General features: G+C 54.7%; 18 protein-coding genes, 2 tRNA genes and 1 pseudogene. 7 read left to right on the top strand and 14 right to left on the bottom strand.

The annotated features are described in order from the left end of the window. On the top strand, positions 1 to 2,769 hold a 2,769-nt coding region (locus tag FHW66_RS03995), incomplete at its 5' end, for an autotransporter domain-containing protein (RefSeq protein WP_183378406.1). A 97-nt stretch (positions 2,770 to 2,866) separates the two neighbouring features. Here the strand turns inward: FHW66_RS03995 and FHW66_RS03990 are convergent. Continuing rightward, positions 2,867 to 3,397 (bottom strand): annotated as a pseudogene (locus FHW66_RS03990) (IS5 family transposase); the annotation flags it as partial. Positions 3,398 to 3,772: 375 nt separating this feature from the next. Here FHW66_RS03990 and FHW66_RS21170 point away from each other — a divergent pair. After that, on the top strand, positions 3,773 to 3,934 hold the full coding sequence (locus FHW66_RS21170) for a group II intron maturase-specific domain-containing protein (protein WP_183378404.1): 162 nt from the start codon (positions 3,773 to 3,775) through the stop codon (positions 3,932 to 3,934). Between the two features lie 281 nt (positions 3,935 to 4,215). Here FHW66_RS21170 and FHW66_RS03980 read toward each other — a convergent pair whose 3' ends face one another. From FHW66_RS03980 to FHW66_RS03930, 11 genes are all read right to left on the bottom strand, one after another. Then, the gene (locus FHW66_RS03980) at positions 4,216 to 4,635 is read right to left on the bottom strand and encodes a hypothetical protein (RefSeq protein ID WP_183378403.1); all 420 of its coding nucleotides are present in this window, start codon (positions 4,633 to 4,635) and stop codon (positions 4,216 to 4,218) included. Between the two features lie 454 nt (positions 4,636 to 5,089). Continuing rightward, positions 5,090 to 5,227, bottom strand: a complete 138-nt coding sequence (locus FHW66_RS03975; protein ID WP_183378402.1) for a hypothetical protein — start codon at positions 5,225 to 5,227, stop codon at positions 5,090 to 5,092. Between the two features lie 307 nt (positions 5,228 to 5,534). Further along, positions 5,535 to 5,885 carry a hypothetical protein gene (locus FHW66_RS03970; RefSeq protein WP_183378401.1) on the bottom strand — a complete coding sequence of 117 codons (351 nt, stop codon included), beginning with the start codon at positions 5,883 to 5,885 and terminating at the stop codon, positions 5,535 to 5,537. A gap of 374 nt (positions 5,886 to 6,259) precedes the next feature. After that, positions 6,260 to 8,962, bottom strand: a complete 2,703-nt coding sequence (locus FHW66_RS03965) for a DUF927 domain-containing protein (RefSeq protein ID WP_183378400.1) — start codon at positions 8,960 to 8,962, stop codon at positions 6,260 to 6,262. Then, positions 8,959 to 9,339: a hypothetical protein gene (locus tag FHW66_RS03960; RefSeq protein WP_183378399.1), complete on the bottom strand. Its 381-nt coding sequence runs from the start codon at positions 9,337 to 9,339 to the stop codon at positions 8,959 to 8,961. Before FHW66_RS03960 ends, FHW66_RS03965 begins: the two co-directional genes overlap by 4 nt. Beyond that, positions 9,336 to 9,626, bottom strand: coding sequence for a hypothetical protein (locus tag FHW66_RS03955; RefSeq protein ID WP_183378398.1), 291 nt, complete (start codon positions 9,624 to 9,626; stop codon positions 9,336 to 9,338). Before FHW66_RS03955 ends, FHW66_RS03960 begins: the two co-directional genes overlap by 4 nt. Then, positions 9,619 to 9,900, bottom strand: a complete 282-nt coding sequence (locus tag FHW66_RS03950) for a helix-turn-helix domain-containing protein (RefSeq protein ID WP_183378397.1) — start codon at positions 9,898 to 9,900, stop codon at positions 9,619 to 9,621. The genes FHW66_RS03955 and FHW66_RS03950 overlap by 8 nt, the downstream gene beginning before the upstream one ends. Continuing rightward, positions 9,900 to 10,094 (bottom strand): AlpA family transcriptional regulator, encoded by a 195-nt coding sequence (locus FHW66_RS03945; RefSeq protein WP_183378396.1) that lies wholly within the window; start codon positions 10,092 to 10,094, stop codon positions 9,900 to 9,902. The genes FHW66_RS03950 and FHW66_RS03945 overlap by 1 nt, the downstream gene beginning before the upstream one ends. Positions 10,095 to 10,253: 159 nt before the next feature. Then, the gene (locus FHW66_RS03940) at positions 10,254 to 11,003 is read right to left on the bottom strand and encodes a hypothetical protein (protein WP_183378395.1); all 750 of its coding nucleotides are present in this window, start codon (positions 11,001 to 11,003) and stop codon (positions 10,254 to 10,256) included. 108 nt (positions 11,004 to 11,111) lie between these two features. Next, positions 11,112 to 12,350 (bottom strand): integrase arm-type DNA-binding domain-containing protein, encoded by a 1,239-nt coding sequence (locus tag FHW66_RS03935; RefSeq protein ID WP_183378394.1) that lies wholly within the window; start codon positions 12,348 to 12,350, stop codon positions 11,112 to 11,114. A gap of 187 nt (positions 12,351 to 12,537) precedes the next feature. Next, positions 12,538 to 12,630, bottom strand: a tRNA-Leu gene (locus FHW66_RS03930). 249 nt (positions 12,631 to 12,879) lie between these two features. Here FHW66_RS03930 and FHW66_RS03925 point away from each other — a divergent pair. From FHW66_RS03925 to FHW66_RS03905, 5 genes are all read left to right on the top strand, one after another. Next, a complete protein-coding gene (locus FHW66_RS03925; RefSeq protein WP_183378659.1) occupies positions 12,880 to 13,755 on the top strand; it encodes an alpha/beta fold hydrolase in 876 nt (291 codons plus the stop codon). Positions 13,756 to 13,789: 34 nt separating this feature from the next. Beyond that, on the top strand, positions 13,790 to 14,140 hold the full coding sequence (locus FHW66_RS03920; RefSeq protein ID WP_183378393.1) for a RidA family protein: 351 nt from the start codon (positions 13,790 to 13,792) through the stop codon (positions 14,138 to 14,140). Between the two features lie 12 nt (positions 14,141 to 14,152). Then, a complete protein-coding gene (locus tag FHW66_RS03915; protein WP_183378392.1) occupies positions 14,153 to 16,402 on the top strand; it encodes a bifunctional (p)ppGpp synthetase/guanosine-3',5'-bis(diphosphate) 3'-pyrophosphohydrolase in 2,250 nt (749 codons plus the stop codon). A 126-nt stretch (positions 16,403 to 16,528) separates the two neighbouring features. Then, positions 16,529 to 16,605 (top strand) — tRNA-Val (locus FHW66_RS03910). A gap of 584 nt (positions 16,606 to 17,189) precedes the next feature. Continuing rightward, positions 17,190 to 17,597: a hypothetical protein gene (locus FHW66_RS03905; protein ID WP_183378391.1), complete on the top strand. Its 408-nt coding sequence runs from the start codon at positions 17,190 to 17,192 to the stop codon at positions 17,595 to 17,597. A 213-nt stretch (positions 17,598 to 17,810) separates the two neighbouring features. On the opposite strand, the gene FHW66_RS03900 is transcribed toward FHW66_RS03905, so the two are convergent. Continuing rightward, positions 17,811 to 18,029 carry a hypothetical protein gene (locus tag FHW66_RS03900; protein WP_183378390.1) on the bottom strand — a complete coding sequence of 73 codons (219 nt, stop codon included), beginning with the start codon at positions 18,027 to 18,029 and terminating at the stop codon, positions 17,811 to 17,813. A 371-nt stretch (positions 18,030 to 18,400) separates the two neighbouring features. Beyond that, entirely contained in the window at positions 18,401 to 19,114 is a 714-nt protein-coding gene (locus FHW66_RS03895; RefSeq protein WP_183378389.1) for a GntR family transcriptional regulator, read from the bottom strand. Positions 19,115 to 19,192: the final 78 nt, after the last annotated feature.

Genomic DNA, 19,192 nt, shown 5'->3' with positions numbered 1-19,192 from the left:
ACCTTGAATCAGAATGGCATCGGGACACTCACCTTGAGTGGCACGGGCTCTAGTGTGGGCAGCGTCAACGTCAATGCCGGTACCCTGAACCTGGCGCCGTCGGTGGCTTTAAGCACCAGCGGCAACTACAGCACCGCCAGCGGTGCGACCACCGCGCTGGCCGCCGGTGCCACACTGAACGTCGGCGGCAACTTCGTGCAGGCCGACGGCAGTACGCTGGCGCTGGCGGTTGGCGGTAGCCAGCCCGAGATCAGCGCCACCAATGTGAGTCTCAGCGGTACGCTGGAGATCACGGGCGTGCGTTATGTGACAGGGAGCAGTGCCAGCGGTTTGAATAGCTTTCAGTACCTGCTGATCGCGTCTGCCAACCCCATCAGCGGCGCCTTCCAGAGCATCACCTACGGTGGTGCCACCAGTACGGTTGACTACATCACCATTGCTGCCAGCGCCTTGAGCACCGCGCGGCAATATTACCTGAGCGCAGGGCTGACCTGGCTGGCTGATGCGACGCAAAGCAATGGCGTGTTCACCCTTGCTGATGGCACGGTTTTTAACCTTGATGTGAGCCTTGCCAATCAACCGGTGAATGCGGGCAATGTGCATGGCTGGGATGGTGAGACCCTGACCAAGGAGGGGAACGGCACCCTGATTCTGTCACAACAAAATACCTACACCGGGGCCACTAACATCGTGGCAGGGACCGTGAAGACAGAGATCGTCGATGCCTTGGCCCAGAGCAGCGCGGTCGCTATTGCTGCCAATGCCACGCTGGATCTGAATAACTACAATCAAACCGCCAATAATCTGACAGGGGCCGGCAATGTGACGCTGGGGACGGCGACGCTGACGGTCGATAACAGCAGCGCTACGACGTTTGCCGGGACCATCAGCGGTGACGGTAAGCTGAGCAAGAGTGGCACCGCCAGCCTGACGCTGAGCGGGGTCAACAGCTATAGCGGCGGCACCACGATCAGTGCCGGTACGCTGATTGGTTCGGCCAGCAGCTTTGGGACTGGCACGGTGGATATTGAAGGCGCACTGGTCATCAATCAGAGTACGGATGCCAACTTCAGTAATGAGATCATCGGCGCTGGCAGCTTGACCAAAGAAGGTGCCGGTACGCTCACGCTGCTCTACGACAGTGCGCTATCGGGGCCCACCACGGTCGCTGCCGGGACGCTGGCGGTGACCGGGACGCTGAGCAACTCGAACGTGCAGGTGCAAAGTGGCGCGACGCTATCGGGCTACGGTACGGTTGGCGCGACCACCATCAACAGTGGCGGCACGATTGCCCCGAGTCAACCGGGCAGTGTATCGACGTTGACCATCGCGGGTAATTTGACGCAGCAGGCGGGTTCCATCTATCGGGCGCGGGTGGATCCGGCCAGCAGTGGTGCCGATCTGTTGCAGGTCAATGGCGATGTCACGCTGGCCCCGGGGGCGATATTGCAGGTGCAAAAGCTGGACCCGATGGAATTTATCCTCGATACCAAATATAAGGTGCTCAATGCGACTGGCACCCTCACCGGCACTTACGCGTTGACGGGGGATATTACGAGTGCCTTTACCCGGCTGGAGGATTCCTATGATAGTCAGAATGTGTATCTGACGGTGTTGCAGGACGTCAGCTTTGTGGATATCGCCACCACGCCCAATCAGCGCGGCATCGCCGATGCCTTGCAAAGTCTGCCCGATGGCAATCCGCTCAAAGAGGCGGTGGCCCTGCTGGGTAGCGAAGAGGAGGCGCGCAATGCCTTTCGCCAGTTGACCGGTGAAATGCATGCATCGTTGCAGTCGCAGTTCATGGAGCAGAGTCACTTTGAGCGCGATGTGGCCAATGACCGGCTGCGCCAGGTGTTTGGTGCGACGGGCGGTGCTAAAAGTGATATTGCCGCCGCCGATATCGAGGGCGAACCTTATCTGGGACTGGGCATGGTCAACCCGGATGCGTCGCAGGTCTGGGGCCGGGTGTTTGGCTCCTGGGGCAGTACCAGCAGTGATGGCAATGCGGCGGGCGCGGACCGCTCCATCAGCGGCATGTTTGTCGGCACCGATACGCACGTCAGTGATGACTGGCGGGTGGGGGCCTTGGCGGGCGTGACGCATTCCAGGATCCGGGTCGGTGATTTGTCGTCGTCGGCCGATAGTGACGACTATACGCTGGGGCTGTATGCGGGTAATCAATGGGATGCGCTGAGTCTGCGGGTGGGTACCAGCTATACCTGGCACAACATCAGCAGTAGTCGTGCGGTGGCATTTACCGGTTATAGCGACCAGCTCAATGCCAGCTACAAGGGCAATACGACGCAGGTATTTGGGGAGCTGGGTTACACGCTGCATCATGGGCAAGTCGATTTCGAACCGTTCGCCAATGTGTCGCTGGTGCAGGAGAGTACTAATGGTTTTACGGAAAGCGGCTCGTATGCAGCGCTGAGTGCGCGCAGTAGCGACATGACCACGACCTTCACGACGCTGGGGGTGCGGGCGGCGACCAGCTTCGAGGTGGAGGGTAAGCCGTGGACAACGCATGGGATGCTGGGGTGGCGTCATGCCTTCGGTGACACGCTGCCGGCCAGTCAGGTGAATCTGGCGGGTTCGACGACCTTTACGACCAATGGTGTGGCGGTGGCTGGCGATACGGCGCTGCTGGAGTTGTCGGTGGATGCGGCGGTGGCGAAAAATGCGACCTTGAATATTGCTTATACGGGCCAGGTCGGCAGTGGTGTGCATGACAATGGTATTCGGGTTAATTTGACCTGGGGCTTTTGAGTGCTTGGGGTGCTTGGGGTGCTTGGGGTGGGGGATCCTGCTTTATCGGTGCTGAACAGGTCCTAAAACATCGCCGGAGCATGACTAGGGCGTGTCCTCAATTCAATTTAAGCCAGATAAAAGTACAAGCGAGAAAGAGAATCGCTTTGAAATTTCTGGCAAGTTTTTCAAACCGTGTTGCGATGCTGCGAAAATGTTTCAGTCTGGAAAACAGGTTTTCTACCAGATGGCGCTGCTTGTAAAGATGTGCATCGAATTGAGGGTTCGGCTTTGTACTGTTAGATTTACGTGGAATCACAGGGTTCATTCCCGCCTGCCTTACCTGTTCACGGATTGCCTCTGAATCATAGCCTTTATCAGCTATCAGATTTTCTGCCACCTTGATTTTATTGATCAGTTCTGGCGCAGCTTTGGCATCGTGGACTTCACTCCCAGTGACCGTAAAATCAACCGGATTTCCATGCGCGTCAGCTGCCATGTGGATCTTGGTTGTAGCACCTCCTCTGGATTTTCTAATGGCGCGTTCTTCGCCATGCCGAGCTCCGCTTGCATGCTGGTGAGCGCGGACATAACTTCCGTCGACGAATACCCACTCGTCAGCAGATTGAGGATACACCCTAGTTAATTGTGCGTCTGTACGAAAAGTTTGATTCAACAAACGACCTCAATACTGCTTAAATTCGATGAAGCCAAGAGCAGCTTGCAAGCAAGCTAGCGTGGGTTTGTCGCTATTGAACACCATGAAGGGCATTGCCAGGAACGTGTAAGGCCATGTGCTGGCCGATTGCGGACATTTTGTGATGCAAGAGTGTCCGGATGAAGTCGCCAGTCACCTGCTCAAATTCATTTCAGATTGATCAGCCATTGCGCGGTCTCCAGAGACGCCGCGTAATCGCCTTCCTTCCTCGGCTACGAGTTTCGGCCCCGCTGGGTGAGCAATAGTCAACGAGGAACAATATTTGCGCGATTCGCACCGGCAGTCAGTCCCACAGCGAACAAAGCCATGCGGCAGACAATACGAAGCTGGAGGCTGCATCTGAAGACGACGTTAAGTCTGGACGAGGTGGCGCAACAAATTCGCCCGACTCTCAGAGGTTGGGTGCAATATTACGGCCACTTTAACTGGAGCTTGCTCATCAGAGCACTGAGGACTGTAGATGACTAAGGTACTTTTGCGGAACTACGACCCTTCAATTTGAAAGTATCGCATCAGGCTGAAAGCCTTTACTGGTGTGAGACCTGTATCGAAAAGTGGCTTGAAAGCACTGTCAGTAAAGGCTTCATGATTTTATGAATCTCCAGATACTGTCACTGATACTGTCAAAAATCATTCCTTCTCTAGTTTTCCTCAGTTTTGTGGATTACGGCCTTTCCGCCAAAAGGTAAAGTTTGGTCAAGTCGTGGCCGTTTCGCCCCATGCTTGGAGTAAGGAGAGGATGTGCGCGACTAGGTTGAGAACAGGGTGGCAAAAACAAGGAGTAGTGCAGCAATTAATGAAGTAAACGCACCAATAATATTTCCAACGTAAACCAGGCGAGCAAGCCCGGATGCACCTGCCGAAAGACCTCTATCTTTGGTAATTGCGGCCAGTGGCGTGGAAATAGTAAATGCGTAGCCTGACAAGATAAAAAATACTGCAATCGTGACTTTTAAAAGGTTGGGAACAAGCAGCATAGGCAACACGTAGGCCATTACGAAAAGCAATAACGCGCCAATTGTTAATGACTGGTGGGCAACTCTCCAAGAATTGATTATTTGCAACTCCGCGTTTTGCTTTATAGAGCGAGCGTAAGGAGCGCCGAAAACAAGCGCCGCAAAAAGGATGATTGAAGCGTGGAGCACGAGATGCCGTGATAGCTGATTCAATTTGATTTTTCTTTCTTATGGATAATTCCGTAATTCTGCCATCAATGTCGCCTGGATCAATCCCCTCAAAATGAAGTTTTTGGTAAGGCATTATCTGACCCGCGCAAAGTTGCGTTTGACGCGCACCTATCTGCGCACCTATTCAGCCCATGCCATGCCACCAGATCAAACCCTGAGCCGCTTGCAGCACGATAGGGTGCGCACTTATCTGCTAGCCCGTTCTGGGCATCCAGCCCTCAGCGTCTTATCGAAGAGCCCTAAGTGGGCATGTCGGATCGGGTTTTTTCCTTGCTTGGTCAAAACCTGCTACTAGCCGGTCTTATTGCATCATCGCCAGCACGCCTAAACCGTGGATACCTGAGTGGATACCTTGCATTTTTCGACCAGTACGCGCACGTATTGGTCCGCGAATATCAGCCCTCGCGCGCGCGTTATGGGATTGTTTCAAAATCGACTATGCGAACGCCTTGCCAGCAATGAAGGCCCACGGCAGAGCGCCGCCAAGAAACATCAGCAGCAGACCAGCACCAAGACCGGCCAATACGCCCAGCAAATAGGGCAGAGCTTTCGATAAAGTATTTCTCAATTGCATCTTTACACCTTCACTGATTCGAGTCTGTATAAATACACAGTACATCTACTGCGCCTTAGTGTTTAGATGTTGCCTTCCGTAAAGGGCATGTCAACCTATGCATATCTACCATGCCTCCGTGTTTAGATATTGGCCTGTTTAGAAACATCAAGCCCCGCGCCCGGCAACGGTTGCGCCCCTATCTGGTTGCTTAGAAACTGGTACGTTCCAAAATAGAACACACCAGCCCGTGCCGTTTGATTTATTTTGATTGTTTTCCAATGCCTGCTTTCGTCCGGCCTCGCGCACGCGCGCGGAACACTCAGCATCAGCCGTTCTTGCGCCTGTCCTGCTCCAGCATTGCCCGATACCCCAGCATCAGACGCCGCTCCGCTGCCTTGGCAGTGTCCCTGCTGGCAAACCGCTCTATGCGCTCTCTGGGTGGCTCTGGCGGCTTTGGCTGGGCCTGCTGCTGTAATGCCTCTACCTCGCGCCTAAACCACGCCAGTGATTCGGGGATCGATGCAAGCGACTGCCGATTGCGCACCGCCAGCAATTGCACCCGCGCATCATCAGGCAAACCCGCCGCCAGACAATAAGCCTCGATTGCCTGGTCAAGTTCTGCGATCAGCGCCAGCCATTCATCTGGCGATCTGGGCTTGATGCTGATTGCTGCCATTGCCTGTGCTTCCTCCAAAGTCAGGCCGTCCACCTCCATAAACTTACGGATCAGATCGACGTCACCGGACAGGGCTTTGCTCTCTACCCCGTCATTTTGATGACGAAGTGCGGAACACTGTTTTTGTGGTGGGACAGGTGGGACAGGTGGGACAACCAGCATTGGCGCGGGTTTGCGCTGTCCCACTATTTTTAGGGCAGGTGGGACAGGTGGGACAAAATCTTGTGATTCTGCCAATTTGTCCCACCTTGTCCCACCAGTTTCTGAGGGGGTGGGACGGCTGAAAGCCTTATAAACAGGGCTTGTCCCACTTGTCCCACCTGTCCCACCTACTTTTTGCTGATTCCGCGTTAGCTTTGAGAAGTCGAGGCGCATTATTCCCCCTCCCACATCTTGCTGGTGAACACATAGCACCGGGTGGTGCTGCCCAGAATCGGGATACGTGGTTTTTGGGATGCCTTGCCATCCTTGCCCGGTTGCAACCATCCAGCAGCCAATAGAGCTACCGTTGCCGCCTTGACGTCAAACCCGCTGCATACGTCGCGCTTGAAAGCCTCGGGCAATACCAGAAACTCACGGTCCCCATTCTCACCAGTACGATAGAACCCGGCCCGGTTAATGATCCGTGTGTCATTGGTGGCGTGGATATCCTCAAACCGGCTTGCTCCGTGTGCCTCGAAGAAGGCGCGCACCTGAGACAAGACGTTTCTCTCTTCCCGGTTACCGGTGCCACCGAAGGCATGTAGCCATGCGGCAAAACATTTATGTGCTGCCCGGTCTGCTTCTCCCTGTTCCCAGCCGGTCAGGCCGTAGTGGGTCGCCAGTTCACCGGCAACGGCCACTAAGGCAAAACGCTGGGCCACTCGCAGCACTTGACTAGCGGCATCCTCGGGGACAGCTTCACTGACAAACTGCTTGAGGCTGTCGGCCATCATCTCAGCCAGCGCATCACGATCAGCCACGATAGCGCGTAGCCAGGCAATGCCAGCGGTGCCGTGATTGAGTATGGCGGCTTCCTTGACTGCCAATGCCAGCGCTGCCGGTGTCGGTTGATCGTGCAGTACCTCAAACGCGCCCATGCCTGCGCCTGCGTCGGCCTCGATGTCAGCCAGGCGGATTTCCTGCCCGGCATTGGTTTTCTTGCCAGCACGCGCCATAAGGGCAGATAGCGACTCTTCACCAGCAGATAGAAACAGGACACGCCAGCGGGAAGATTGACGGGCGGTACCGGTACGGGACGCTCTGGCTTTGCCTTGACCGTTCGCTAGCAGATAGGCCGACTCTCCGGCCTCCTTGGGGTCAATCTGGCTCAGTTCATCCAAGATCAGCAGGCCATCATTGTGCAGCGCTGCCAGTCCCTCTAGGCCGTTGGCAGTAGAGCGCCAAAGCCTCGGGTAAGTGCTGGGGCTACCCCATACCGATGCTGCCACCTTGAGGGCCGTTGTCTTGCCGGATGACGAACCACCGCGAAGGTGGAAGCCTCCCGAGTCCTCATTAGCGATATCCGCCAGCGGCCCAGCGAAGGCAACAGACAGGGCGAATACCAGGCGGGAGTTTCCAGCAGCCAGCTTGCCCACGGTATCGCGCCAGGCTTCTAAGGTGCCAGCAGTAGAAAAGGCGGGTTCGATGGCGTGAGAGTTCTGGAAAACCACTACCTCACTTTCCTGCCCGATAGACTCCGATGGCATCACATAGACCGGCCCATGCCATCCCAGCCGCTCTACGCTTCGCGCTCTGGCGTCAACCGGCCAAACCTGAATATAGGTCGCCAAGTGGTCGCGGGTGCCGCGTCTGGTGGTGATAGCCAGCCCATTGCTTGCCAGTTCCCGGCGCATGTCCATGCCATCGCCTTGCAGTGCTTCCATCGGGATAGATTGCTGGTGCCTCACACCGTCATCGTCATGCCAGACCAGCAGACGGCCCCATGCGCCGCTTTTGGTATCCCGCGTCTTGGCGATTACCTCCAGCGGTGCGCAGATCCATTGCGGGGTAGTGCTATTACCTTGGCTATCAGTCCCGACATAGAACACGCCGCGAGACATTGATAACTCAAAGCGCCCATCGCCATAGCGGCAAGTCTTGGGTCTGCTTTCGGTGCGAACCTCAGTGCGAACCAACTCAGTGCGAACTACTTCTACCTGGTCGGGCTGCACCATCTGTGCGGCCTCAATCTGTGCTTTGACGATGCCCAGCCCCTCACTTTGGGAGAGGTCGTTAAAGTCAGTCTGACCTTGCAGCTTTTCCCTGAAACGGGGGACTGCCAGATAGCCGCCCACGGCCAGCGCTGCTGCTGTGGCCTTCTCGATGCCGATATTGCCGCCCTCGTTGAATTGGTCGTTATCCGCGCAGACGATGATCTTGATATCGGGGAGTTTGCCGCGTAGGACCAGCGCCACCGCTTCAAGGTTGCCAGCGTTGAAAGACACTGCCACCGGCCAGCCTGTCGCAGCATGAAGGCTGGCACCAGTAGCAAACCCCTCGCAGATCAGCAGGGTATCGACGGGTTTGCCGCCGAAGCTGTAATAGCAGCCCTTGATCTTGCCGTGGCTCTTGAACCGCTTAGCCCCATCCTGATCGATAAACTGCGCACTCGTTACCTTGCCGCTGGCGTCACGGATCGGGACAATCAAGGTCCTTTTATCTTTGAACTCCCTCAGCCCATAGGGTTTGATGCCCTTACTCTGGCAATAGGGGTTATCGTCGGTAGCATCACGTGCAGCCGCCAGAATCTCGGTGCACGCCTTGGCCGCTGCCGCTTCCAGTTCCAGCCGGTCAAACTCGGCCACCTGTTTAGCCTTCTCGATCTTGGCGCGATACTCGGCCCGTTCTGTCGGCGTCAGGGTTTGATCGGGCCTGCCGCTCCACTTCTCGGAGATGCCCAGCTTCCAATCGCCATAGGCACCAGCCGGGACGCCATCGGAGTAGAGCACGTACCAGGCTGATTTCTTGCCGCGCTTGTCCTCTGGCCCGTCAAACCGGTGCCGCTGGCCGTCAGCCACAATCTCAGGCGGCGCTAGGCCATACGCGGCCATCGCCTCACCAAATTGCGCCTCTATGCTTGATAGGGTTGCGATCATGCGCCTCCCTTCGCACCGGCTCTCAGAAAGTAATCAGCCTCTCGCCCAATCTCTGACATTGCATCAATCGTGCTGAGTGATTGTTCGATGAAATACAGGAGAGGCACGATATCGCTCTTGTGCTGGAAGTTTCCCGCGCTGACTTGAGCGTTGTCTGCATCGATAAGACCGGCAATGCCGTTGATAACCTGCCTCAGATTGAGCATGACGCAGCTTGCTTGGTCACCTGCGAAGGAAAACCATTGCAGATCATCCTGGCTCATGCTTCCTTGGGCGCGTTCCCAAAGCTCAGTAATGACAGCGTGCGTGGTGGTTGGGCCGGTCGGCTTGGTGAATTGAGGGGTTTGCTTCTGTTTAGGCGTGTTGGTGCATGTCATGGCTGACTCCGTTGTGTGATGTTGGAGCCGCTCCCGTCGCCAAACGGGTGGGCGGCAAATAGCGGGGTTGGCGAACCGGTACACAACGGAAAACCGGCATACCCGAAGGTATCCCCACTACCGCCACCCATAGGGACATGCGACAGCGAACGCACGTAAAAAAGCCGCATTGCGCGGCCCGTGCGCGTTGTGTTGATCAGGTCGCCAAACCCGTTCCCCTCTTTCTCGGGGACGAATCGATTATCAGGCCAAGCAGGGGAGGGCGTCAAACGGTTTGCGTTATGCATCAATGCGGCCCTCCAGGATGTACACGCCAACGGAGTGATGCACACCGCTCTCTGTTTGCTCTTGGCGCATGATGGTCTTGATCCGCTTGCCTTGTCCGCGTAGCTCATGGATACGAGGGCGCGGGTCGTAGCAATCGAGATAGCGCGAAGCCTCAAAGGTGGTGATGTGGCCCAGGCGCTCCATTGCTGTCAGCATCCGGGTGCGCTGGGCTGCACTGTCATTGCCTGGTATGGCCTTGAGGATTGCGGCTAGTGATTCGAGTCGGGAGGCCATTATTTCGCCCCTTTACGGGCTGCTACGCGGCTTTCAATCCACGCCTGCACCTCAGATTCCAGCCATCCGACTGAGCGAGCACCCAGCGGGATACGGGCGGGGAAGTCGCCGGTTTTTTCTAAGGAGTAGATTGCACTGCGGGATAGACCAGCTTTGGCCTTGACTTGTGGAAGTCGGAGAACGATTGCAGCCATGTTTGCACCTCTTGGGTGGTTGTTAGACATGGCTGCAAGGTTAGGACTGCTCATAACCCTAAGGGCAAGCGATATTGCCCTTAGGGTAAATGGCAATATCCACCCTTAGGGTGGGCGGAAAGCTGTGCTAGCACTGGAAACTTACCCTGAGGGTAAAATTTATTTTTTACGATTTATTGGACACGCTACCCGCTCGACGGCCCGCGCCTCAGGCTCTGATAGACTGTATTTTTCCATTAATTCTCCAATCAGAACCTCCTGTTTTGGAGGGGACTCTGGATTTCCCCAGTAGTCGCGTTGTGCTTGGATAGCGATTTTCATTAAGTGCGTATTGTGAGGTGCGATGGCACTTTGATCACCGATGATTCGGCGCAAATCATCGATTGTTTTTTGTGCTTCCCCAAGCTGTATTTTTAATGACTCCGATTGGCTCATAGCCTCGGCCAAAGTTTGCTCAGTACGTTTTAATCTTTCCGTTATCTCAGCATCTGTTTTGGGTAGGCTGTTTTGAGTCTGTAAGCCGGAGCGAATTTGGGGTTCTAATAAATTAGGGGTTAAGAATCCCTCAATAACTTCCAAATCAAATGCTAGAGCATCTCGCCACCATCCAGAGCTTTCCGGCGATGAGATTTCATTCCCCCAGCCATCATATACCGCTTGTAAAGTATTTTCCTCTATCGTTGCATCCAGAAGATTAGCGAGATAATAGCCTTGCTCATCCTTGATGAACACACCTTCTTTACCGCCGCGCCAAATTGCGTTTCTTTCATGCGTTTTTCTGAGCTTCAGCGCTCTTGCTATCTGTGAATAGCTATCCCCGCTTGCGTCTGCGAGTCTCTCCATCAATTCCCTGTAGCTAATGAACTTTGCATCATGCTCAGCATTGATAAGTGAAAAAGTTGATTTCATTTTTATGTCTAACCCCTTACCCCTTTAACTCGGAAGCCATGCCAGCAGACCAAAGGGGCAAAAGTCTGTTTTCCCGCCGTCGCGGTAGGCATGGCAAAACTGTAGGCGCTATGCTGCCTTAAACGGTATGACTTCTGCGCCAGACTTGAGACTGTCGAGGAAGTCAGCCCAGCGTTGCATCATTTGGCGTCGTGCTGGAAGGTGTGCCGTGCGGTTGTATGCACGCCCGTTCGGGTCTTTCACCGCATGGGCCAGTTGGTGCTCGATCAGGTCCACCCGCTCACCCAGCACCTCATCCATGATGGTGCGCGCCATTGCCCGGAAGCCGTGCGCTGTCATGGTTTCGCTGTCGTATCCCATTCTGCGTAGTGCTGCTGCTACGGTGTTTTCACTCATGCAGCGCTCACCTGTGCGGATGCTAGGGAAAACGTACTTACCCCGACCGCTGACCGCCTGAACGGTACGCAATATCTCCACGGCTTGCGTGGACAGCGGCACCAGGTGGTCAGTCTTCATTTTCATTTTGCTGGCAGGTATGCGCCACTCGGCGGCATCCAGATCAATTTCCGACCACTCCGCGGCGCGCAGCTCACCTGGGCGAACGAACACCAAAGGGGAGAGCTTGAGCGCAGCGACTGAGTAGATATTGCCTTGGTACCCAGCGATTGCGCGCATCAACTCTCCGGCCTGCTTGGGGTCGGTGATGGCTGCATAGTGCTTCTTTTCTGCGGTCGCCAGCGCGCCGCCGATATCAGCCGTAGCATCGCGCTCAATCAAACCCTCGGCCACCGCATATTTAAAAACTTGGCTGCACAATCGCCGGGCTTTGCTGGTCGTTTCCAGTGCGCCGCGCCGCTCGATCTTGCGTAGTGCTTCCAGAACGTCGGTGGGTTTGATGGCAGATATCGGCATCTGGCCTATCGCCGGGAAAATGTCTTGCTCCAGCAGGGTGACGCTTTTCTTGTGCGTGCTTTCTGCGCGCTTGGCTGCAGACTTGCTCAGCCACGCCCGGGCTACTCGCTCAAAGGTGTTTACTGCTTCGTTGGCCTTGGCTTGCTTCTCTTCCCGCTTGAACTGGCCGGGGTCGATCCCATTGTCGAGTAACTTCTTTGCCTCTGTGCGCTTCTTCCTGGCATCAGCAAGCGAAACAGGCCCACTCTGACTGTATTTGCCAAATGCCAGCGTCAGCCTTTTTCCAGCGTGACGGTAGTCCATACGCCAATACTTAGCGCCATCAGGATTGACCAGCAAGTAAAGACCACCACCGTCCGTCAGCCGGTAGGGGCTGGCCTTTGGTTTCGAGTTCTTGACTTGTATATCAGTCAGTGGAGTGGCTAGTTTTGGCATGGTGACAGCGCCTATCTCTGAGGTGAGGCCCGTATACTGTTAAAACTGATCGGGGTACTGTCAAAGGTACTGTCAAAGAATCTGGCTGTCAATGGACGTTAAAAACACTCCTGAAACAAAAAACCCGCGTCAGCGTTGAGCTTGAGGCGGGTTTTTGAATATCTTTGGACGTCTTAAAACGTGCTTCTGGTGCCTGAGACCGGAATCGAACCGGTACGCCCCCTCTCGGGTAAGCGGCGGATTTTAAGTCCGCTGTGTCTACCAATTTCACCACTCAGGCAGCTTGCTGGTGCAGCATTCCGGGGAGGTGACCCCCGAAAAAGGAAGGCATTATAGCAGCGACTTCGCTAAGTTCCAGTCAAATCTCGACGCAGTCTGGCATTTCTGCTGACATTTTTGGGGCTGCTGGCGCATTCCCGTCGTTTGGTAGCCCCATTTCTCTGTCTGATTTCTCCTTTGGCAGCAAGCTAAAAGCGGGCTTGCACAGAGTAAAATGTCGCTACTTTCTATTTTGACCCAGGCTGTCAATATGACTCAGGCTGCTCTGAAAACAGTGCAATGCATCTCTCCCGCCGGTTTGCACACCATGGCTTACAAGGAGTGGGGTGATCCGCATAATCCGAATGTGCTCGTGTGCGTGCACGGCGTGACCCGGGTGAGTGATGATTTTGACATCATGGCGCGGGAGTTTGCCGAGACCTATCGCGTGATTTGCCCTGATGTGGTCGGCCGTGGCCGCTCCGGCAAGTTGCGTAATCCGCAGTATTACGTGGTGCCGCAATACGTAAGCGACATGGTGTGCCTGCTGGCACGCCTGGATGCGGAGACGGTCGACTGGTTCGGGACTTCCATGGGCGGATTGATCGGGATGGCGCTGGCATCGTTGCCAGAGAATCCGATTCGCCGTCTGGTGTTGAACGATATCGGGCCGTCGATCAATGCGTCGGCATTGGCGCGCATCGGCGAGTACATCGGGCAGGATATACGCTTCGACAGTTTTGATGAGGCGGCGCTCTATATCCGCACCATTTCGGCCAGTTTTGGTCCGCATACGGATGAGCAATGGCACAAGCTGGCGTCGGATGTATTGCGTCAGGATGAGCAGGGCAAGTGGCGCCGTCATTACGATTTGGCTCTGGCCGAACCGTTCAAGACCATGACGCCGGAGGCTGCCAGTATGGGTGAGGCGGCTTTGTGGGCCGCCTATGACGCCATTACCTGTCCGACCTTACTGGTGCGTGGATCAGCGTCTGATCTGCTGTTGCCGGAGGTGGCGCAGGCAATGACACAGCGTGGCCCGCGTGCGACGCTGGTGGAGGTGCCGGGGGTAGGGCATGCACCGACTTTCGTGCAGGCCGAACAGATCAAGCTGGCCAGGGACTTTTTGCTAGGCGCTGCGGTCTGAGCGCATCAACCAATATTTTCAACAGGGAAACATCATGTCAGTGCAACGTCTTCACGTCGGTAAACGCCTTTCTGAGGTGGCAATTCACAACGGTACGGTCTATCTGGCCGGGCAGATTGCGGAAGAGACTTCCGAATTGATTGAAGGTCAGACCCGCGAGGTGCTGGGCCATATCGACCGTTTGCTGGCTGAGGCTGGCAGCAGCAAAGAGCATATTTTGTCGACCCAGATTTATCTGGCCGACATCAAGGACTTCGAAGGCATGAATGCTGCTTGGGATGCCTGGGTGCCTGCTGGTCATGCGCCACCGCGTGCTACCGTGGAAGCCAAATTGGCCCGTCCAGAATTGCTGGTCGAAATTATTATCGTCGCTGCACAAAAGTAAAAACAAGGATTCATGGTTTCCGTAGTCGCCGCATCGCAAGAGGTTGTTGATTCCCTCATCGCTGGATTAAGTCCGGAAGACAGTGCCCGGGTGATCGAGGCACGGGCGTTTGTCGCCCCTATCTATCGTAATAAGTCCATCGCTACCGGGCAGGACGCATTAGCGTTTGCTGAAGAGGTGGTGACGGTGCTGGCGTCGCTGAACGTCGACGCGGAGACCCGTATCGCCGGTTTGTTGTTTGAGCTGTATGTGATCAATCTGGACATCGCTGGCACCATCGAGGATTGTTTCGGTAAGGATATTGCCGATCTGGTGGCGGGAGTGCGCCAGTTGATGCGCTTCCACGGGATGACCTTTGCGTATCCGCAAGAAGTCATGCGCGGCAAAAATGCTGCGCAGCACGCCGCGGCGCAGGTGGAAACCCTGCGCAAGATGTTACTGGCGATGGCGTCAGATATGCGGGTGGTGCTGGTGCGGCTGGCGTCGCGGGTGGCATCGTTGCGCTATTTTGCCGAGCAGAAGCTGGAGAACCAGACCACTGCGCAATATGCGCGTGAAACCTTTGATCTGTATGCGCCCCTGGCGAATCGTCTGGGGATCTGGCAGCTGAAGTGGGAGCTGGAGGATTTGTCGTTCCGCTTTCTGGAGCCGGTGACCTATAAGCGCATCGCCAAGATGCTGGAAGAGAAGCGTATCGAGCGTGCCGAGTTTGTGGCACGGGCGATTGACCGCTTGCATGCCGAGCTCAAGAGTGCCGGCATCACGGCTGAGGTGTCGGGCCGTCCCAAGCATATTTACAGCATCTGGAACAAGATGCGCGGCAAGGATCTGGAATTCTCCGAGCTCTACGATGTACGGGCGTTCCGCGTCATCGTGGACGATGTGAAGCAATGCTATACCGTGCTGGGCATTATCCATAACATCTGGGTGCCGATTCCGAAGGAGTTTGACGACTACATTTCCCGGCCCAAGCCCAATGGTTATCAATCATTGCATACGGTGGTGGTGGCCGAAGATGGTCGCCCTCTGGAGGTGCAGATCCGTACCCGTGAGATGCATCGTTTCGCTGAGTATGGTGTGGCGGCGCACTGGCGTTACAAGGAAAGTGGCAGCTCCAATTTTGCTGCGCAGAAGTACGATGAAAAGATTGCCTGGCTGCGGCAGTTACTGGCCTGGAAGAGTGAGGTGGCTGATGCCGTCGTGGAGCAGGAAGACGTGCGTCGCGACTGGGTGGAAAAGCTCAAGTCGACTACCCTCGATGAACGTATTTATGTGCTGACGCCGCAGGCGCGCGTGCTGGAGCTGCCCAGTGGTGCAACGCCGATTGACTTCGCTTATCACCTGCACAGTGACCTTGGTCACCGTTGTCGCGGGGCGCGAGTGGATGGCGTGATGGTGCCGCTGAATACGCCGTTGAAGAATGGCCAGACGGTGGAGGTGATCGCTGTTAAGAGTGGTCCTGGCGTCGGTCCGTCACGTGACTGGCTCAGTCCGGGTTACGCCGTCAGTGCACGTACGCGCTCAAAGGTGCGCGCCTGGTTCAACGCCATTGAGCAGCAGGAAACGCTGGCCCATGGCCGCGCCATTCTGGAAAAGACCCTGCAGCGCGAAGGCAAGACGGCCGTCAATCTGGAGGAGCTGGCGCATAAGCTGGGTTTTGGCAAAGTCGATGATCTATGTCTGTCGCTGGGCAAGGATGAATTTAGTCCGCGGCAGATCGAGAATGCGCTGCACGAGGGCGAGGAAGACAAGCAGCAGGAAGCGGATGAGGCATCGATCACGCGCAAGAGCCGGGCGTCGAGTATCGTGCAGGGTGCTAAGTCTGGCGTGCTGGTGGTGGGTACCGATGGCTTGATGACGCAGTTGGCGCGTTGCTGCAAGCCAGCGCCGCCGGATGGCATTGTCGGGTTTGTGACGCGAGGCAAGGGGGTATCGATTCATCGGTTGACCTGCAAGAACTTTGTCGAGATGAGCGCCAAGGCGCCAGAGCGTGTGATTCAGACTGATTGGGGTACGCCGGAGAAGGATACGGTCTATCCGGTCGATATTTTTGTCCTGGCGGGTGACCGCCAGGGTTTGTTGCGCGACATTTCAGAAATTTTCTTGCGTGAGAAGATTAATGTCATTGGGGTGAGTACGCAGAGTGTGAAGGGGCAGGCGCGCATGGGCTTTACAGCGGAAATTGCCTCTACCGCACAATTGCAAAAGGCCTTGACGGTGATCCGCGACGTCAAGGGTGTGCTGGAAGCCCGCAGGCAGTAAGGGTTGCAGGAGTGAGTGTGAGATAGCTGGGGGCGGGCTGGAAAAGGCTTTTGAAATTATTTTTAAAATATTTTTCAGAAAGCTAGCCAAAAAGAAAAATTGCCCCTATAATCTCGCTTCTTCGTTAGGCGCGTAGCTCAGCTGGTTAGAGCACTACCTTGACATGGTAGGGGTCGTTGGTTCGAGTCCAATCGTGCCTACCAATATTTTCCGGATATCCGGGCAATGTTGGCAGAAGACAAAAGTGAAACACAATGGTGCGAGTCACCGGCGAATGCCTCCGAGTAGTTAGCGGGGGCTTTTTCACGTTTACGCCCTTTTATCGCGTACCCTTCGATCATCGCTGGCAAGTTTATGGATGCGCTTCTCAAGCTCGAACACATCAATGTCGTTACTGAACTGTTTCGTCCCAACTTCAATTGCTCTACGAAACATGGCACCAGTGCTAGGTATCGCGTCCTACTTTCGCGGCAAGATGCAGGCAAATCCGAATGTGTTTGGTGACAATCGCGGGTGAACTGACGCTGACCTCGCGAGGTACTAATCGCAAATTGGTAATATGGCCGTTTATGTGTGATTCAATACCCGGAATTAGCCTGGTGCCATATACCTAAACGAACCAAGTTTCTTTGGCCCCGATCAAGCAATCAGAGGCTCAAAAAAGCCCACGAGCGCGGGCAATAAAAACCTACTCGGAGGCAGCTATTGGATAGGCACTTTGTATCAACTTGCAGACTAATAAATTGTGTGGGAGAGTTAATATCCTTAACCTCAATTAACTACTGTCATGGCGCAAACATATAATTTTACTGGCGGTCATTTTGATTACGTTGATCCAGATTACCCACAGTACACAACAGCACTGAATACTCAGGGATCTTTTGCGGTCCCCAAACAGTTGCAAGGAAATCTGAAAAGTGTCGATATCACTAGCACTATTACAGATTGGTCGTTTTCGGACGGGTATCTGAATTATGACAAAACCAATAGCACACTAAATGACTTAGTAGTGTCTACGGATGACTCTGGAGAGTATCTGATCCAATTCAGCGGCTCTGTTACTTATACTTCTAATCAATATATGCTTGTCATGTATAGCCTCAGGGACCCGTTTTCTGTAATGGCACCAGTAGCGGAAGGCCATAAGACGATTGCCAGAATTTCTCCTGTTGGTTTTAGTATTTATCCTGCCTGAAGAGTTAAATATTTGGGCAATGAATAGCTCATAGGAACACAGAAAAGCTCGCTGAAATGCGGGCTTTTTGTTTAGGTGAACAGTATTGTCATGCGCTCCTGAAGGATGCATTGGTCGCAACAAAGGCTGGAGAACCCCTTCTCTTTATTGCAGAAATTAATAAAGAAAGAATGTGGCAGGCGCGGATTGTTTTTCTTGGAGATTGCTATCGGATCAATCCCACTGCCGCACGCCTTCCCGGAAGACGATCGCGCCGATGTGAATCAATGCGATGAGCTCGCGCTGGCTTAGCTTGCCCTCGGTACTTTCGATCCAGGTGGCGAGGCGGGTGCTGGCTTCGTGTAATCCTTCGTCATTTCCTGCTGCGTCCAGCGCGCTCGCCCTGGTTTCAAAAATATTGAGCATGAGGTCCATAGTGTCAGCGCGGGCCATATATCCTCCATCTAGTGCTAAGTCGTGTGCGCCCAACGGCGGGGCGTCCAGAAGTCAATTAGCCGGATGGCTATTAAATTCACCGTTAAATAACAATATCACCAAATAACACAAAAAATCAATTTATATGTTTTAAATCGAGCAATTTGTTGTTTTGTTTTTCTAGTTTTTGCAAATAAAACATTTATTTCGCGCTGAATGTTGTGCTTCCTGGTGCTGCAGGCAAGGCTGTGGGCGACTGCAACCCACTCAAACAGCGGAGGCAGTTGGTGCTCTATTTAGTGGTTTAGGCTGGTGGAGCGAGGCGACAGGCCTGGCGTAGCATCAAACAAAAACGGAAATGTAGTTCATCAGGCTTGCGTTTTTGCTTTTCAGGCTATCTCGGCCAGCACGCTCAATACGGCGTCGCGTTTGTCCAGCAAGTGCTTGCGCAATACCGCGGCAAGTGCCTTGCCATCGCGCGCTTCCAGTGCCTTGATCATGTTTTCATGGTCGTCGGCGGCCCGATCCCATTTATCTTGATGAAAGTTCGATTTAAAGCGCAGGGCCTGCAAGCGCCGGTTCAGACTCAGGTAGGTCTGACTCAACACCGCATTGCGGGCGGCGGCGTTGATGCGGTTATGAATCTCTTGATTGCGGCTGTAGTAACCCGATAGATCATTTTGCGCCTTGCAGGAGAGCATGGCGTAATGCAGGGCCTTGATTTCTGCCAGTTCAACCGCGCTGATGCGTTCGCAGGCCAGTTCTCCGGATAGCGCTTCCAGCGCGCTCATCAGTTCAAAGGTTTCCCAGATCTCGGTTTCGGACATCTTAGAGACCGAGGCGCCGCGATTGGGGGCGAGCTCGATCAAGCCCTCTGCAGCCAATACCTTCAATGCTTCGCGCAAGGGTGTGCGGGAAATGCCGAGCGTCTCGCATAGCTCTCGTTCATTGAGCTTGGTGCCAGCCGGCAGAATCGCCTCCACGATCAAATGACGCAGATGCTCGACCACGCTGTCGTGCAGGTGTTGGCGGGTAAGCTTGGTCAGGCCGGATGGGGCACTGATTTCCTGGGCCGCTTCTTGTTTGGCTTCCATATTTTGCATTCAAAATCCTTAATTGCCTACTCGTGGGTATTTTAACACGACCGCCATGGCTGGAAAAATGACCATGTTACAGGTCTT

This window comes from Herbaspirillum sp. Sphag64, from assembly GCF_014192645.1.
GTDB lineage: Bacteria > Pseudomonadota > Gammaproteobacteria > Burkholderiales > Burkholderiaceae_D > Herbaspirillum.
This window is presented reverse-complemented; position numbering and strand designations above follow the sequence as displayed.

Excerpts from the sequence above, each read along its gene's own strand:
- FHW66_RS03940 (WP_183378395.1), bottom strand. The coding sequence starts at position 11,003 with ATGAAATCAACTTTTTCACTTATCAATGCTGAGCATGATGCAAAGTTC.
- FHW66_RS03965 (WP_183378400.1), bottom strand. The coding sequence starts at position 8,962 with ATGATCGCAACCCTATCAAGCATAGAGGCGCAATTTGGTGAGGCGATG.
- FHW66_RS03955 (WP_183378398.1), bottom strand. The coding sequence starts at position 9,626 with ATGCATAACGCAAACCGTTTGACGCCCTCCCCTGCTTGGCCTGATAAT.
- FHW66_RS03945 (WP_183378396.1), bottom strand. The coding sequence starts at position 10,094 with ATGGCTGCAATCGTTCTCCGACTTCCACAAGTCAAGGCCAAAGCTGGT.
- FHW66_RS03960 (WP_183378399.1), bottom strand. The coding sequence starts at position 9,339 with ATGACATGCACCAACACGCCTAAACAGAAGCAAACCCCTCAATTCACC.
- FHW66_RS03895 (WP_183378389.1), bottom strand. The coding sequence starts at position 19,114 with ATGCAAAATATGGAAGCCAAACAAGAAGCGGCCCAGGAAATCAGTGCC.
- FHW66_RS03975 (WP_183378402.1), bottom strand. The coding sequence starts at position 5,227 with ATGCAATTGAGAAATACTTTATCGAAAGCTCTGCCCTATTTGCTGGGC.
- FHW66_RS03935 (WP_183378394.1), bottom strand. The coding sequence starts at position 12,350 with ATGCCAAAACTAGCCACTCCACTGACTGATATACAAGTCAAGAACTCG.
- FHW66_RS03950 (WP_183378397.1), bottom strand. The coding sequence starts at position 9,900 with ATGGCCTCCCGACTCGAATCACTAGCCGCAATCCTCAAGGCCATACCA.
- FHW66_RS21170 (WP_183378404.1), top strand. The coding sequence starts at position 3,773 with ATGCGGCAGACAATACGAAGCTGGAGGCTGCATCTGAAGACGACGTTA.
- FHW66_RS03920 (WP_183378393.1), top strand. The coding sequence starts at position 13,790 with ATGTCAGTGCAACGTCTTCACGTCGGTAAACGCCTTTCTGAGGTGGCA.
- FHW66_RS03915 (WP_183378392.1), top strand. The coding sequence starts at position 14,153 with ATGGTTTCCGTAGTCGCCGCATCGCAAGAGGTTGTTGATTCCCTCATC.
- FHW66_RS03925 (WP_183378659.1), top strand. The coding sequence starts at position 12,880 with ATGACTCAGGCTGCTCTGAAAACAGTGCAATGCATCTCTCCCGCCGGT.
- FHW66_RS03970 (WP_183378401.1), bottom strand. The coding sequence starts at position 5,885 with ATGGCAGCAATCAGCATCAAGCCCAGATCGCCAGATGAATGGCTGGCG.
- FHW66_RS03905 (WP_183378391.1), top strand. The coding sequence starts at position 17,190 with ATGGCGCAAACATATAATTTTACTGGCGGTCATTTTGATTACGTTGAT.
- FHW66_RS03900 (WP_183378390.1), bottom strand. The coding sequence starts at position 18,029 with ATGGCCCGCGCTGACACTATGGACCTCATGCTCAATATTTTTGAAACC.